Genomic DNA, 15,421 nt, shown 5'->3' with positions numbered 1-15,421 from the left:
TCAGCGGGCCTGCTGGAACGTCCGGCGGTAGGCCTGCGGGGACACCCCGATCGCCGCGTGCAGGTGCCGGCGCAGCGAGGCGCCGGTGGCGAAGCCGACCTCGGCGGCGATCCGGTCCACCGGCAGGTCGCCGGCTTCCAGGAGACGGCGGGCGCGGGCGACGCGCTGCTGGATCAGCCAGCGGCCGGGGCTGAGGCCGACCTCGTCGTGGAAGCGGCGGGCGAAGGTGCGCAGGCTCATCCGGGCGTGGCCGGCGAGGTCGGTCAGGGTGAGCGGCTCGCCGAGGCGCTCCAGGGCCCACAGGCGGGTCCCGGCCGTGCTCGCCGCGCCGCGCTCCGGGACGGGCTGCTCGATGTACTGGGCCTGGCCGCCGTCCCGGAACGGCGGGACGACACAGCAGCGGGCGACGAAGTTGGCCAGCTCGCTGCCGTGGTCGGTGCGCACCATGTGCAGGCAGACGTCGACCCCGGCGGCGGCGCCGGCCGAGGTGAGGATGCGGCCGTCGGCGACGAAGAGGACGTCCGGGTCGAGGTCGACCTGCGGGAAGCGGCGCCGGAACGGCTCCGTCATGTGCCAGTGGGTGGTGGCGCTGCGGCCGTCGAGCAGGCCGGCCTCGGCGAGGACGAACGCCGCCGTGCAGATCGAGACGATCCGGGCGTCCGGGCGGATACGGGCGAGGGCGGCGGCGACCTCGGCGGGCAGTTCGTCGGGGATGTACGCCGGGGGCATCGAGGTGACGACCACCGTGTCCGCCGTGTCCAGGATCTCGGGTCCGTGCTGGACGCCGATCGTGAAGTCGGCGCTGCTGCGCACCGGCCGGCCGTCGACCGAGCAGGTCAGCACCTCGTAGTGGCCGTCGGCGGCGCCGAGGATGCGGCTGGGGATGCCCAGCTCGAAGGGGTAGACACCGTCCAGGGCCAGCACGGCCACCCGCTCGGGGCGCCGGGGACGCAGCGGTACATCAGGCATGGCAGGATCCTATCGAAAGGTGACCATCATGCCATTTCCCGGCCGCGTGAACCCGGGCAGGCTGGGTGACCATGAGCGATGTGAACACGATGCGAGCCATCAGCCAGGACGTCCTCGGCGGTCCCGAGGTACTGCGGGAAGTGGAGCTGGAGCGGCCGACGCCGGGGCCGAACCAGGTGCTGGTCCGGGTGCGGGCCGCCGGGGTCAACCCCACCGACTGGAAGCACCGGGCCCTCGGCGTCTTCCTGGGCGAACCGCCCTTCGTACTGGGCTGGGACGTGTCCGGCGAGGTCGCCGAGACCGGGATCGGCGTCGCCGCCTTCGCGCCGGGCGACGAGGTCTTCGGCATGCTGCCCTACCCCTACGGCGCCGGCTCGCACGCCGAGTACGTGCTCGCGCCGGTGCGTGCCCTCACGCGCAAGCCGGCCTCCCTCGACCACGTACAGGCGGGCGCACTGCCGCTGGTGTCCCTGACCGCCTGGCAGGCGCTGACCGAGCACGCGGACGTCCGGCCCGGGCAGCGCGTGCTGATCCACGCGGCGGCCGGCGGGGTCGGGCACGTGGCCGTGCAGATCGCCAAGGCGCGGGGCGCGTACGTGATCGGGACGGCGAGCGCGGGCAAGCACGACTTCCTGCGCGAGATCGGCGTGGACGAGCCGGTCGACTACCGCACGACCGATGTCACCGAGGCCGTGCGGGACGTCGACGTCGTCCTGGACACCCTCGGCGGGGACACCTCCGTCGCCTCGCTGCGGACGCTGCGGCCGGGCGGAGTCCTGGTGTCGATCCTGCCCGTGGGCTCCCGGGAGCTCGACGACGAGGCCGAGCGGCTCGGCGTACGGGCCGTGCGCATGCTGGTGGACGCCGACCGCGCCGGGATGGAGGCGATCGCGGAGCTGGCGGCCGCGGGGAAGCTGGCGGCGACGATCGCCGGGACGTTCCCGCTGGCCGACGCGGCGAAGGCGCACGCCCTGGGCGAGACCGGCCGGACGACGGGGAAGCTGGTGCTGCTGGCCGGCTGAGGACGAGCACCGGGCGTTCCCCGGACATCCGGTCGCCAGGCCCCGAAACCCGTCGACATATGTCAATCGAACATGCTCAAATTCCTCCCGCGGAGGGTAACTTGACGGTCGGGGACTGACCCGGAGCGGCCGGGCGCGGTGGGAGGTGAGACGGTCGTGCGGGACGAGCGCGCACCCTTCCACCGCCATCTGCGCGTCTACGAGCACCGGGCGCACACGGTGCTGGAGCTGCGGGGCGAGATCGACCTCGTCTCGGCGACGGAGATCGGCCCGCTGCTGGACCGGTTCACCGGCCGGCCCGGCGCCCGGGTCGTGATCGACCTGGGCCCGGTGGAGTTCTTCGACTGCTCGGGGCTGCGGCTGCTGCACCGGGCCCGCACCCGGGTGCTGGACAGCGGCGGGCAGCTGTACCTGGTGTGCGCGCAGCCGCTGACCCTGCGGGTCCTGGAGGCCACCGGGCTGTCCCGGTTGCTGCCCGCGTATCCGAGCCTGGACGCGGCCCTGGCCCGGCCCGGAGCCGCGTCCGGGTCGCTGTGACCGGCAGCTGCCCCGCGCGCTACGCGTGCTCGAACAGGGCGCTCACCGATTCACCGTTGTGAATGCGCCGTACCGCCTCGGCCAGGGCGGGGGCGATGGACAACACCCGGAGTTTTCCGGTGTGTTCGTCCTCCGGCACCGGAACGGTGTTGGTGCAGACGATCTCCAGGACGTCCGGCTGCTCGCTCAGCCGTTTGACGGCGCCGCCCGCGAACACCCCGTGCGTGCACGCCACCCGGATCGAGCGAGGCCCCGACTCGCGGAGTCTGTCGAGGAGTTCGAGCACGGTGCTGCCCTTGGCGATCTCGTCGTCCAGCACGATGACATCGCGGCCGCTGACGTCGCCGATGACCGAGCTGATGCTCACCCGGTCGTCGGCGTAGCGCTGTTTGGCGCCGGCCGCCACCTGCGCCCCGATCAGCCGGGCGAAGGCGGCGGCCTGCTTGGCGTTGCCGAGGTCGGGCGAGACGACCGTGGTGCGCGTCAGGTCGTACTGCCTGAAGTGCGCGGCCAGTTCGCGCAGCGCGTGCAGATGGTCCACCGGCACCGAGAAGAAGCCGTGCACCTGCGGGGCGTGCAGGGTCATGGCGAGCACCCGGCTGGCGCCGGCCGCGACCAGCAGGTCGGCGACCAGACGCCCGCCCAGCGAGATGCGCGGCGCGTCCTTCTTGTCAGAGCGGGCGTAGGAGTAGTGCGGCATGACGACCGTGATCCGGGCCGCCGAGGCGCCCCGGGCGGCGTCGCACATCAGCAGCAGCTCCACCAGGTGCTCCTGCACCGGCCGGACCAGCGGCTGGATCAGGAAGACGTCCCGCTCCCGGCAGTTGGCCTGGAGCTGCACCTCCAGGCAGTCGTTGGCGAACCGGCTGACCCGGGTCGGGCTGAGCGGCACTCCGAGGTGGGCGCAGACCTCCCGGGCAAGTCCGGGATGAGCACTGCCGCTGAAGACGGAGATGTCCCGCACGATCCGCTCCTCGCCTGATCGGCACCGGCTGCCGGGCTCATGCTACTGGCCCCGCCCGCACCGGTAGAGCGTCTGCGCGGTGGCCGTCGCCCCGATGCGCCCCGCCGCGGACGGCGCCGCGGCGGCGGAGTCCGCGGCGCCGTAGGCCGAGGCCGGGACCTCGGTGCAGGTGGCCTGCACCCAGGCGGTGATCTGCGTGGCGGCCGTCTGTCCGGCGGCCGGCGCGGCCTGCTTCGCTGCGCCGTCAGCCGTCCGCTCACCGGTGGCCGCCTGCCCGGCGCCCCCGAACACGGCGCCCATGCCCCGGCCGCCGCCGAGCAGCACGTACTGCACCTTGCCGCTCTCGACGAGTTGCTGGAACTGCCCCTCGGTCGGGAACGGCACGCGGCCGCTGAAGCCGCCGACCGGCAGCACGTGGGCGCCGGCCGCCAGGATGTACGGCGATGCCGTGCTCCAGCTGGTGGTGGCGAACAGGTAGGCCGCGGAGCCCTGGTGGGCGCGGGTGTAGTCGAGCAGTTGCCGCTGCGTCGCGGTCAGCGCGCCGGTCCCGGAGGCGCCGCCGAAACCGCCCGCACCGCCCGTACCGCCCATGCCGCCGCCGGCCCCGGTCCTGGTCATGCCGCGCGTGCCGCCCCGGCTCGCCCGCCCGAAGGCGGCGCCGCCGGCCCAGGCCGTCTGTCCGAGCCGTCCGCTCCCGGGCCGCGTCCCGCCGAAGCCGCGCCCGGAGGCGGACGGGCCGACCGCACCCATGGTGTTGGTGCGGTACGACGGGGCGAAGACCTGCACCGCCCAGGCGCTCGGGGCGATGAGCAGGGCGGCCAGCGCGGCGGCGAGCCCGGCGAGCGCGAACCGGCCGCCGGCCCGCTGCCCGCCCGGACGGGCCAGGAAGAGCAGCACCAGGCCGGCGACGGCGAGCACGCCCACGGCGGGCGCCAGCCACGGCGCGAAGGACGTGAACTGCCCGGCGAGATACGCGGCCCAGGCCGCCGTCGCCGCCACCGCTCCCGGCAGGGCCCAGGCGCGGGCGCCGCCGGCCCGGTAGGCGCGCCACATCAGCACGGTCCCGGCGCCGGTGAGCGCGGCGAGCGGTACGGCGATCACGCCCATGTAGTACGTGTGCCCGGCGACGCTGCCGGCGCTGAAGACCAGGAAGTAAAGGGCGAGCCAGGTGCTCCACAGGACGTACCCGGCGCGCAGTCGGTCGGTGCGGGGCCGTCCCCGGGACCACAGCAGTCCGCACACCGCGGCGATGGCGGCGATCGGGTAGAACCAGCCGGTCTGGGAGGCGAGCGACGTGCCGAACATCTTCGACCAGCCGTTCTGGTCACCGCCGAAGCCGCCACCGCCGCCACCTGCCCGTGCGGCGGCCATGCCTGCGCCCGTGGGTCCGCCCGCGTTCCCGGCCGTCCCGGAGCCCTGCGCACCCCGTGCGCCGAAGGCGCCGGAACCGCCGGGCGCGCGGTCACCGCCGAAGGCTCGGTCGCCGCTGTACGCACGGTGGCCGGCACCGCCGAACGCTCCCGTACCCGTACCGGTGCCCGCGCCCGTCGCCGGGCCGGTTCCCGACCCGGTTCCCCGGCCCGCCGCCTGGCCGGGGCCCTGCCCGGTGCGGGCGTGGCCGCCGCCTCCGCCGCCCTGGGTCGAGCTGATGCTGCCCGTCGAGGCCGCGCTGATGCCGAGCGAGGAGAAGCGGGTCAGGAAGTTGTAGCCGACGACCATGCTGAACGCGGAGTTGTTGGTGGTGCCGTCCACATAGGGCCGGTCCTGGGCCGGAGTGAGGGTGACGGCGAGCATCCACGACGCCGACACCGCGGTCATCACCACGGCGGAGATGCCGAGGTGGGCCAGCCGGCGGCGCAGTGTGAGCGGTGCCGAGATCAGGTAGACGAGGGCGAGCGCGGGCAGGACGGCCCACGACTCCAGCATCTTGGCCTGGAAACCGACGCCGACCCAGACCCCGGCCAGGACCAGCGGGCGCAGCCGGCCGGCCTGGGCGGCCCGCTGGGTGGCCTCGGCGGCCAGCAGCAGGCACAGCGTGAACATCGGGTCCTCGACCGCGGTGCGGAACAGCCCGACCGCGACGGGAGTCACCAGGAACGCCGCGCCGGCGATCAGCGCCGCGTGCACTCCGGCCCACCGGCGCACGATGCGGTGCAGCACCAGCAGGCTCGCCACGCCCTCCAGGACCTGGGGCAGGGTCAGCGCCCAGGGATGGAATCCGAAGAGCCGCGCGGACAACGCCTGTGGCCAAAGGAATCCCGGCAATTTGTCGAGAGTGATGGAATTACCGGGATCGAAAGAGCCGTAGAAGAACGCCTTCCAGCTCTCCGTCATGCTGCGGGCGGCACTCGCGTAGAACGTGTGGTACTCGCTGCGGTCGATGCCCCAGGCGTACAGCACGGCGGCGAGCACGACGAGAATCAGCAGTACAGGACGTGCGTACGCGGGCTCGCCCTGCGGTGATCGCCAAAGCTGGCGGCGATCGGCACCGGTGGGGGCGGCTGCGTCGAGGACGTTCATGGCCATGCACAGCAGTCTTCGGCACGCCGTGCGCCCACAGCGCCGATGCGGGCCCTTTTCAAGGAAACTCTCACCGCGCCAAGGGTTGTTCTTTAACCGCATGACATCGCAATTACGCCGGTCAAGTGAATTCCTTACCGACGAGGTAACGCATTTTCATCTGACGAACCGTCAGAAACAGGTCCGTACCGGAGTGTTGACGGCCACTTATCTCACCTCTTAAATCAAGGAGCGACTCACACCCCCCACAGTGAACGGAGAGTCATGGCTTCCCCACGCCTGCTCCGCAGTTGCCTCTTCGCCGCCCTGTCCGCCGCCCTGGTCGGCACCGCCGCCGCCGGCCCGGCACGGGCCCAGGCCGCCGCCCCGCACGCGGCAGCCGTCAACACCTTCTCCGACACCTTCGACGGGCCCGCGGGCGCCGCGGTCGACTCCTCGAAATGGACGCTGGAGACCGGCGACAACGTCAACAACCACGAGCGGGAGTACTACACGTCCGGCACGGACAACGCGGCCCTGGACGGCCAGGGGCACCTGGTCATCACGGCCCGCAAGGAGAACCCGGCCGGCTACCAGTGCTGGTACGGCACCTGCCAGTACACCTCGGCCCGGCTGAACACGGCCGGCAAGTTCAACGCCCAGTACGGGCATGTCGAGGCGCGCATGAAGATCCCGCGCGGGCAGGGCATGTGGCCGGCCTTCTGGATGCTCGGCACGCCGGTCAACTGGCCGGACTCGGGCGAGATCGACGTGATGGAGAACGTCGGCTTCGAGCCCTCGACCGTGCACGGCACCATCCACGGCCCCGGCTACTCCGGCTCCGGCGGCATCGGCGCGGCGTACTCGCTGCCGAACGGGCAGGCCTTCGCGGACGGCTTCCACACCTTCGCCGTCGACTGGGCGCCGGACTCCATCACCTGGTCGGTGGACGGGACCGTCTACGAGCGGCGCACCCCGGCCGACCTCGGCGGAAAGACCTGGGTGTTCAACAACAAGCCCTTCTTCCTGATCCTGAACCTGGCCGTCGGCGGCTACTGGCCCGGCGACCCCGACGGCTCCACGCAGTTCCCGCAGCAGCTGGTGGTGGACTCGGTGTCGGTGACGACGAGCAACGGCTGAGCCGCGCCGGACTCAGTGCAGTGACCAGGTGTACTTGTCCCCGCCGACCCAGCGGACCGCGTCGGGATCGTCCATGTCGTGGATGGTGATGCCGTGCGACGCGGCGGTCTCCAGTACGTCGGTGACGTTGCGGACCGCACCGATCACCTGACCGTCGATCTCCATGATCCGGAAGGGCGGCTCACCCGGCTTGCCCGGGCACACCCCGAGCACCAGGACCCGCGGATGGGAGATGTGGGGAGCTGCTTGTTCGGTCATGCACATCAGCGTAGAACGCATCCGGGTCCGGGGTGATCCGGAGCGATTTCGCCCGCGACCGACCGCAGACGGCCGGTCGCGCCGCTCCGCGCGCCCCTTCGGCGCGTCCGAGGCAGTCTTGGTCGCGTGGAACCCGTCGCCGCGCTGGAGCGGATCGCCTTCCTCCTGGAGCGGTCGCTCGCACCCGCCTATCGGGTGAAGGCCTTCCGTACGGCCGCCCGGACGCTGGCGGCGCTGCCCGAGGGCGAGGTCGCCGAGCGGACGGCAGCGGGGACGCTGGAGGCGCTGAAGGGGGTCGGGCCGAAGACCGCGCAGGTGGTGCGGGAGGCGCTGGCCGGCCAGGTGCCCGGGTATCTGCGCGGGCTGGAGGAGGACGGCGGGGGCGTGCACGCGCAGGGCGCCGGGGCCGGGCTGCGGGCGCTGATCCGGGGGGACTGTCACACCCACTCGGACTGGTCCGACGGCGGCAGCCCGATCGAGGAGATGGGGCGGACGGCGGCCGCGCTCGGCCATGAATGGACGGCGCTGACCGACCACTCCCCCCGGCTGACCGTGGCCCGGGGCCTGTCGCCGCAGCGGCTGCGCGAGCAGCTGGACGTGGTGGCGGGGCTGAACGCGCACTGGGCGCCGTTCCGGCTGCTCACCGGCATCGAGTGCGACATCCTCGACGACGGCTCGCTGGACCAGGAGCCGGAGCTGCTGCGGCTGCTGGACGTGGTCGTGGTGTCCGTGCACTCCAGGCTGCGGATGGACGCCCGCTCGATGACCCGGCGGATGGTGGCCGCCGTACGCGATCCGCACACGGACGTCCTCGGGCACTGCACCGGCCGCCTGGTCACGGGGCGGGGACGGCCGGAGTCGGAGTTCGACGCGGACGCGGTGTTCGCCGCCTGTGCCGAGTCCGGTACGGCGGTGGAGATCAACAGCCGGCCCGAGCGGCTGGACCCGCCGCGCCGGCTGCTGCGCCGGGCCGTGGCGGCGGGAGTGCTGTTCTCGGTCGACACCGACGCGCACGCGCCGGGCCAGCTGGACTGGCAGATCCTCGGGTGCGCACGGGCCGAGGAGTGCGGGGTGCGGGCCGAACGGGTGGTCACCACCTGGTCGGCCGACGAACTGCTGGCCTGGACCCGTGAGGGCCGGATCCCGGCGCGGGCCTGAGCGACGTGGAAAGCCCCGGCCGTGACGGGGGAATCACGACCGGGGCGGTCGGGCGGTGGGCTCGGAGGGCGGTCGCCTCCCGGCGGAGGACTCCGCCGTACCCACATTTGGTTCAACGGGCAACCATCCCCGGGTGTTCCGGAGCTGCACGTGACCCGTGTCACCGTGCGCCGGCGCCCGCCCCGGCGAGTTCGGCGGTCCGCCGTACGGCCCCCGCCTCGATGAATTCCCGCAGGTCGGCTGTGAGCCGGTCCGCGTGTGTGGCGAACAGGCCGTGACCGGCCCGGTCGTACACCTTCAGGGTGCCGTCCGGCACCAGCCGGGCCGCACGCTCGCCGGTGAGGGCCAGCGGCGCGGAGGCGTCGTGGGTGCCGTGCACGACCAGCACCGGAAGGTCGAGGCCGGGCAGCTCGTCGGCGATGTCCAGGTCGGCGACCACCGCCCGGACCCCGGTCGAGGCGCGCGGCCCGGCGGTCAGACAGAGGTCGATCACGTGACGGACGTAGGCCGGGGAGACGGCGTTCTCGGGGAACCGGACGGCGAAGAAGTCGTCCGCGAGGAGGGTGTAGTAGGCGGGCCGGTCGCGCCGGAACAGTTCCTCGTCGGCGCGGATGTCCTCGGGGGCGACGCCCTCGGGGAGGTTCGGGCAGCGGGCGATCCCGGGGCAGACGCCGGCGACGAGGGCGACGCGGTGCACGCGGGCGGTGCCGTGCCGGGTCACACAGCGGACCACCTCGGCGGTGCCGACGGAGTGCCCGACCAGGGTGACCTCGTCGAGGTCGAGGTGGTCGAGCAGGCCGTACAGGTCGTCGGCGAGGGTGTCGAGGTCGTAGCCGGACCAGGTGTCGTCGGAGCGTCCGTGGCCGCGGCGGTCCAGGGCCACGCAGCGGAATCCGGCCTCCGCGAGCGGCAGGGTCTGGTACTCCCACATCTCGTGGCCGAGGTAGGCGCTGGCGACGAAGACGGCCACGGGGCCGGCCGCGGGGCCGTGGTCGGTGTAGTGCAGTCGGGTTCCGTCGACGGGGCTGTCGAAGTACGGCATGGGGTGCCTCCTCGGCTGTCTGGACCAGGTGCGACCCCGCTCGGTCGCCCTGACATCACCGATGCTCCCCGGTTCCCCCGCGCGGGTCGATTACCCGCGACGTCATCCCCCTCGGGCCGGCCGCGGCGCCGCTCAGCGCGGGGCGCGCTCGCGCAGGGCGGCGCGCCAGGCCGGCAGGCGGTCCTCGGCGAGGGGTTCGGGACGGCGGCCGCCGCTCGCGAAGAAGTCGGCCAGGGGGAGGATCGCGGCGCCGACGGTGACCGCGTCGGGGCCGAGCCGGCCGAGGTCGATGGTGACCCGGTCGGCCGGGTGGCGCAGCGCGTACGTCGCCGCGTGCCGGCGTACGGCGGGCAGGAAGCGGGTGCCGAGCTGGAGCCCGGCCCAGCCGCCGACGATGATCCGCTCGGGCTGGAAGAGGTTGATCAGGTCGGACAGGCCCGCGCCGAGGTACTCGGCGGCCTCCTCCAGGACGGCGAGGGCCACCGGGTCGGGCGCGGTGCCCTCGGGCGGATAGGCGGCGACGAGCATCGCGGTGAGCGCGGTCTCCTCGTCGGCACGCTCGGGCGGCCGGCCGCCCTCCTCGCGCCAGCGGGCGAGCAGCGACTCGGCGCCCGCGTAGGCCTCCAGGCAGCCGGGCGCACCGCACCGGCAGCGGCGCCCGCGCACCCGGACCGTCAGATGACCCCACTCGACGGCACGCCCGTGCTCCACCTCCGGCGTGACGAGGCAGGCGCCGACGCCGGAGCCGAAGAGGACGACGACGGCGTTGCGGGCCCCGCGTCCGGCGCCGAACCACATCTCGGCCTGGCCCAGGGTCTTGGCGCCGTTGTCGATGAAGTACGGGATCCCGTCCGGGAGCCGGGAGGCCGAGCGGAGCAGCCGCTCCAGCGGTACGGCGTCCCAGCCGATGGTCTGGCCGTGCACGACGGCGCCCCGGTCCGGGGTGTGCTCGACGATGCCGGGGACCCCGACACCGACGCCGAGCAGCCGCTCGGGAACGGCCTGTGCGGCGCCGAGTACCTCGGCGATGCCGTCGCGGATGTGACCGGCGATCACCTCGGCGTCGTACCCCTGCGGCGTCAACGGGCGTTCCGTGCGCGCGAGTTCGGTCAGGGCCAGGTCGAACAGCTCGACGCGGACCCGGGTCTCGCCGACGTCGACGCCGATCATCTGTCCGCTGTGCGGGCTGACGCGCAGCAGGGTGCGCGGCCGGCCGCCGTCGGAGTCGACGCTGCCCGCCTCCTCGACCAGCCCGTCGGCGACCAGGTCCGCGACGACGTTGCTCACCGAGCCGGAGCTCAGGCCGGTCGCCGGGCCCAGCTCGAACCGGCTGAGCGGGCCGTCGAAGTACAGTTTCTGCAACACGGCCGTGCGGTTGCCCCGCCTGAGGTCGCGTACCGTGCGCCCGTTCCGCCCCGCCATGCCGCTCCCTTCACAAACCCTGCCCGACCTGCAACATACTCCTTCGGGCAGCCGGAACGCGACTTTCCCGCCATCTTAGTTCATGCTGTGAGCTAAGAGCGGCTCCGTTGTGCGCGCCCCGGGGGCCGGGTGATCTCGTCCGGCGCGGCCATGGGGTGCGGCGGAAGCCGGCCGCGGACCGGGGCACCATCGAGCCCGCTGCCGCCGCCGCGTCCCCCACCGCGCGCCCCTCCTCCGCGGCTCAGCCCGCCGCGTACACGTCCTCCACGTAACGCCCGTCCGCCACCAGCGAGTTCAGCCAGTCGTCGGCTGCGGACCCGTCGGTGCCGTGGTGGCGTTCCCGGTACAGGGTACGGAACGCCTCGCGCACGCCGGGGGCCATGCGGGAGCCGTCGCCGCACACGTACACCCGGGCGCCCGCGGCGAGCAGGTCCCAGACCTCGTCGGCCTCGGCGGCGATGCGGTGCTGGACGAACAGGGCGCCGTTCTCGGGCGCCGCGCTGAAGGCAGGGCGCAGCGAGACGGCACCGGCGGCCTCGGCGGCGGCCAGCTCGTCCGCGTGCAGGTAGTCGGCGTCGGGGGCGTCGCAGCCGAAGTACAGCAGCGCGGGCGGGAGTTCGGCGCCCGCGGCGCAGGCGGCGGCACGGTCGGCGACGGCGCCGCGGAACGGGGCGAGGCCGGTGCCGGCGGCGATCATGACGACCGGCGCCGAGCCGTCGATCCGGAAGACCTCGCGGCAGGGCTGGACCCGGGCGTACACGGTGTCGCCGGGCTTCAGGGCGGCGAGGTGGCCCGAGCCGGTGCCCCGGTAGCGGCCGCGGCCCGAGCGGGCGGGGGCGTCGAGCACCGAGACCATGAGGTCGACGTGGCGCGCGTCCGACGCCGGGGAGGAGGAGACCGAGTAGTGGCGCGGCGTGAGCGGGGTCAGCAGGTCGAGCAGGAGCGGCCAGCCGAGGGCGCCGCGCAGGGCGGGGTGGTCCTCGACGAGTTCCAGCAGGGTGCGCGGGTCGTCGTCGCCGAGCGCGGCGAGGGCGGCTCGCTCGGGCGGGCAGGGGTTGGCCTCGGCGAGCAGGGCCCGCTGCCGGGCGGTCGGACGCTCCTGCAACTCCACGTGGTGCGTCAGCAGTTGACGTACCGTCAGCGGACGGTCGACGGCGAGGCCGTCGCGGCGCGGGCGGGTGGCCCGGATGTCCAGGACGGCGTCGGCGTCGAGGCCGAACGCGGCGAGCGCGCGGTCCACCGGCTCCGGCGCGTTGGCCGGGAGCACGGTGAGGTGGTCGGCGGTGCGGTAGGTGACGCCCTCGGGCAGGGCGATGCGCAGGAACCGCTTGGTGCGCGGGTAGCCGGGCGCGGTCAGGTCGTGGGCCTCGGTCACCGTCATCGGGACCAGCTCGTGCCGCTCGGCGAGGGCGTCCAGCGGGCCGCCGGCCAGGGTGCGGACCTCGTAGGCGTGGGCGGGCTCGTCCGTGGTTCCCGGCGCGGCGTCGGGGTCGCCGTACTCGGTGAGCAGGGCGGTGCGCAGCCGGGCGGTGAACTCCCGTACGGCGCCCGTCAGATCGCCGGAGGCGTCGGCGGCGGCGCGCTCGGTCAGCCGCGTCGCGCCGAGCTCGGCGAGGCGGGCGTCGACGCGGGTGGGGAAGTGCTGGTAGGTGGCGGCCCAGTTGCGGTCGCCGACGCCGAGGACGGCGTAGGTGACGCCGGTCAGGTCGCAAGCGGCGTCCAGCCGGGCGGCGAAGGCGGTCGCGTCGTCGGTGGGGCGGCCGTTGTAGGAGGCGGCGGTGATGACGACGGGCCGGTCGGTGGGCAGCCCGTCGGCGTACGCGTCCAGGGCGGCGACCTCGGTGGCGCAGCCGACGGCGGCGGCCTCGTCGGCGAGCTGCGCGGCGAAGGCGCGGCAGGTGCCGTAGTTGCTGCCGTGCAGGAACAGGGCGGCGGTGCCGGGGCGGACGCGGGCCGGCAGCGTGTCCGGGGTCCGTGCGGCGTCCTCCTGCGGGCGTGCGGCGCCGGGCAGCGGGGCGTGGACGCGGTCGGCGGCGGTGCGCGGGGTCAGCGTGAGGGTGAAGTCCTCGGGCTTGAGGGTGAGGGTCTCCTTGACGTGCAGCTGATAGTCGGCGTGGTCGTGCAGCCGGTAGCGGTGGACCAGCATGGCGAGCAGCATGGTGGCCTCGTGCAGCGCGAACTGCCGCCCGATGCAGGCGCGTTCACCGGTGCCGAAGGGCTTGAAGGCGTGCACCGGGCGGGCCGCCTCCGCCTCGGCGGTGAACCGCTCGGGGTCGAAGTGCTCGGGGTTGTCGCCCCACACCGGCTGCCGGTGCAGCATCGGGGCCATGACGGTGACGGCCTGTCCGGCGCGCAGCGGGATCCGGCCGCCCAGCAGGGTGTCCTCGCGGGCCCGGCGGCTGAAGGCGGCGGCCGTCGGCCACAGCCGCAGGGCCTCGTTGAGTACCTGGCGGGTGTAAGTGAGCCGGCCGATCTCGTCGTACGTCGGCTCCGGGTCGGCGTCGTCGCCCCACAACGCGTCGGCCTCGCGCTGCACCAGGCGGAGCACGGCCGGGTTCTTGGCCAGGTAGTACAGGGCGAAGGACATCGCGCCGGAGGTCGTCTCGTGGCCGGCGATGAGGAAGGTGATGACCTGGTTGCGGATGTTGGCCGGGTCCAGGGTGGTGCCGTCGGCGGGGTGCGGGGCGCTCAGCATCAGGCCGAGGAGGTCCTCGGCGCCGCTCTGGTCGGTGCCGGCGCGGGAGGTGATCACGTCGTCCACGATCTGGGCCAGATAGCCGGCGTCGGCCCGGAAGGCCGCGTCGAGGGCGGAGTGGTCCTCGCCGGGGGTGCGGGCGAGCCGGGTCATGCTCCACTCCAGGCAGCGGACCATGGACTCCACGAAGGGGTGCGGCTCGTCGCGCTCGAAGGAGCCGAAGTCGTAGTCGAACCCGGCCAGTCCGATGGTGTCGAGGGTCATGCGGGTCATGTCGTCGGGCACGTTCACGGCCCGGCCGTCACCGGCCGCGCGGTCCCAGGAGCCGATGAGCCGGCGGGCCACCTTGAGCATGACCGGGTGGTAGGTGCGCATCGAGCCGAGCGCGAAGGCGGGCATCAGGATGTCGTGCGCCTTGGCCCAGTTGGGCTCGTCGTTGTACGCCGTGAACAGGCCGTCGGCGGCGAACTCGCGCACGTTCTCCAGGGCGGGGCCGATGTGCTTGGCGAACCGGTCCTCGTCGGCGAGGTCCGCGACGAGGTCGGCGTCGGCGACGAACATCACGTCGCGGCCGTGCAGCCGGCGCACCAGCACCGGGCCGTGGGCCCGCATCAGCTCCATGACCTGCTGGATCGGGGTGTGGCCGGGGCCGGTGGCGGTGATGTCGACGACGGGGATGCCGGGCAGGGCCGCGGCCGGGTCGGGGTGCGGTGCGGTGGGGGGCATGACGCGACAACTGCCTTTCGCCGTAACGGAGTACTCGCGGTAACCGAGCACTGGATCCAGCGTGAGCGACCGGTGGCACGTGCCAGCGCCGTGGCACTACACGATCGCGCAGTCAAAACTCGGTTGCGGGGCTTGCGCCGGCCTCCGGGAGGCGTGCGGTTTGCCGCTGGCCTGGATTCTCGTCTTGGATGAGCAGGAATCGACCAGCGGCGATCGACGAGCGTGGACCGACGAGCACGGACCGGGAGGGACGGCTCGGCGCATCGGGAGGTGGACATGGACCTGGGGCGGGCCGACGCGGTGGTCTGGCGCAACCGGGCCCTGCTGGTCTTCGACCGGGTGTCGGTGCCGGTCGCGGTGTGCGACGTGTACGGCCAGGTGGTGCTGGCGAATCCCGCGATGGCGGCGGAGTGCGGTACGACGCCGGGGCGGCTGCGTGGCCGGGACGTGCTGGAGCTGTTCCGGCCGCAGGAGGCCGGGCAGGTGGAGCGGATCGCCGAGGCGCTGCGGCTGCGGCACCGCTCCCGCTACCAGGTGTCGGTGCGCTGGCGCGCGCCCGGCGGGGCGGAGCGGTTCGGGGAACTGACGGCGGACCCGGTGAGCGACACCGTGGACGAGACCCCGGCGCTGCTGGTGATGCTCCGGGTCCAGGGAGAGTGCGCGCCGCCCGAGCCCGAACCGGCACCGGTCACCCCGGTGGAGGGGCGGGTGCTGGCTCTGCTGGCGGGCGGCGCGAGCACGGCCGAGGCCGCCCGCGAACTGGGCCTCAGCAAGGACGGCGTCACCTACCACCTGCGTCGGCTGTCGGCCCGCTGGAACGCGGCGAACCGCACCGAACTGGTCGCCCGCGCCTACGCGTCCGGCGTCCTCAGGCCAGGAGTGTGGCCACCCCGGGCACGGAGCGGGACACCGGAAACGGACTAGGACCCTCCGGCGCGCCGAAGCGGGCCAGGGTGTGCCAGACCATCTCCGGCTGCCGCACCCCGCGA

General features: G+C 73.8%; 11 protein-coding genes and 1 pseudogene. 5 read left to right on the top strand and 7 right to left on the bottom strand.

The features are described 5' to 3' along the window. Positions 1 to 969 (bottom strand): GlxA family transcriptional regulator, encoded by a 969-nt coding sequence (locus BIV25_RS44650; protein WP_071378334.1) that lies wholly within the window; start codon positions 967 to 969, stop codon positions 1 to 3. A 71-nt stretch (positions 970 to 1,040) separates the two neighbouring features. On the opposite strand from BIV25_RS44650, the gene BIV25_RS44645 reads away from it, so the two are divergent. Together BIV25_RS44645 and BIV25_RS44640 are read left to right on the top strand one after the other, a co-directional pair. Further along, a complete protein-coding gene (locus BIV25_RS44645; protein ID WP_177235650.1) occupies positions 1,041 to 1,991 on the top strand; it encodes an NADP-dependent oxidoreductase in 951 nt (316 codons plus the stop codon). A 156-nt stretch (positions 1,992 to 2,147) separates the two neighbouring features. After that, positions 2,148 to 2,528: an anti-sigma factor antagonist gene (locus BIV25_RS44640; RefSeq protein ID WP_079177294.1), complete on the top strand. Its 381-nt coding sequence runs from the start codon at positions 2,148 to 2,150 to the stop codon at positions 2,526 to 2,528. Positions 2,529 to 2,547: 19 nt separating this feature from the next. On the opposite strand, the gene BIV25_RS44635 is transcribed toward BIV25_RS44640, so the two are convergent. Next, the gene (locus tag BIV25_RS44635; protein WP_071378331.1) at positions 2,548 to 3,492 is read right to left on the bottom strand and encodes a ribose-phosphate pyrophosphokinase; all 945 of its coding nucleotides are present in this window, start codon (positions 3,490 to 3,492) and stop codon (positions 2,548 to 2,550) included. A gap of 42 nt (positions 3,493 to 3,534) precedes the next feature. Then, positions 3,535 to 6,018, bottom strand: a complete 2,484-nt coding sequence (locus BIV25_RS54130; protein ID WP_071378330.1) for a glycosyltransferase family 39 protein — start codon at positions 6,016 to 6,018, stop codon at positions 3,535 to 3,537. Positions 6,019 to 6,276: 258 nt separating this feature from the next. Here BIV25_RS54130 and BIV25_RS44625 point away from each other — a divergent pair. Continuing rightward, positions 6,277 to 7,125: pseudogene (locus BIV25_RS44625) on the top strand (family 16 glycosylhydrolase); the annotation flags it as partial. 18 nt (positions 7,126 to 7,143) lie between these two features. Here BIV25_RS44625 and BIV25_RS44620 read toward each other — a convergent pair. After that, positions 7,144 to 7,389, bottom strand: a complete 246-nt coding sequence (locus tag BIV25_RS44620) for a hypothetical protein (RefSeq protein WP_071378349.1) — start codon at positions 7,387 to 7,389, stop codon at positions 7,144 to 7,146. Between the two features lie 126 nt (positions 7,390 to 7,515). Between BIV25_RS44620 and BIV25_RS44615 the strand changes: the two genes are divergently transcribed. Beyond that, the gene (locus tag BIV25_RS44615; RefSeq protein WP_071378328.1) at positions 7,516 to 8,547 is read left to right on the top strand and encodes a PHP domain-containing protein; all 1,032 of its coding nucleotides are present in this window, start codon (positions 7,516 to 7,518) and stop codon (positions 8,545 to 8,547) included. Positions 8,548 to 8,707: 160 nt separating this feature from the next. Here BIV25_RS44615 and BIV25_RS44610 read toward each other — a convergent pair whose 3' ends face one another. The 3 genes from BIV25_RS44610 to BIV25_RS44600 form a co-directional block, all read right to left on the bottom strand. Continuing rightward, the gene (locus BIV25_RS44610; protein ID WP_071378327.1) at positions 8,708 to 9,589 is read right to left on the bottom strand and encodes an alpha/beta fold hydrolase; all 882 of its coding nucleotides are present in this window, start codon (positions 9,587 to 9,589) and stop codon (positions 8,708 to 8,710) included. A 132-nt stretch (positions 9,590 to 9,721) separates the two neighbouring features. Next, positions 9,722 to 11,011 carry an ROK family protein gene (locus tag BIV25_RS44605; RefSeq protein ID WP_071378326.1) on the bottom strand — a complete coding sequence of 430 codons (1,290 nt, stop codon included), beginning with the start codon at positions 11,009 to 11,011 and terminating at the stop codon, positions 9,722 to 9,724. 241 nt (positions 11,012 to 11,252) lie between these two features. Further along, entirely contained in the window at positions 11,253 to 14,432 is a 3,180-nt protein-coding gene (locus BIV25_RS44600; protein ID WP_071378325.1) for a cytochrome P450, read from the bottom strand. A 276-nt stretch (positions 14,433 to 14,708) separates the two neighbouring features. Between BIV25_RS44600 and BIV25_RS44595 the strand changes: the two genes are divergently transcribed. Beyond that, positions 14,709 to 15,356, top strand: coding sequence for a PAS and helix-turn-helix domain-containing protein (locus tag BIV25_RS44595; protein WP_071378324.1), 648 nt, complete (start codon positions 14,709 to 14,711; stop codon positions 15,354 to 15,356). The last annotated feature ends 65 nt before the right edge of the window (positions 15,357 to 15,421 follow it).

Source organism: Streptomyces sp. MUSC 14 (genome assembly GCF_001866675.1).
Classification (GTDB): Bacteria; Actinomycetota; Actinomycetes; order Streptomycetales; family Streptomycetaceae; genus Streptomyces.
Note: the sequence above shows the minus strand (reverse complement) of the source record. Positions and strands in the feature narration are given on the sequence as shown.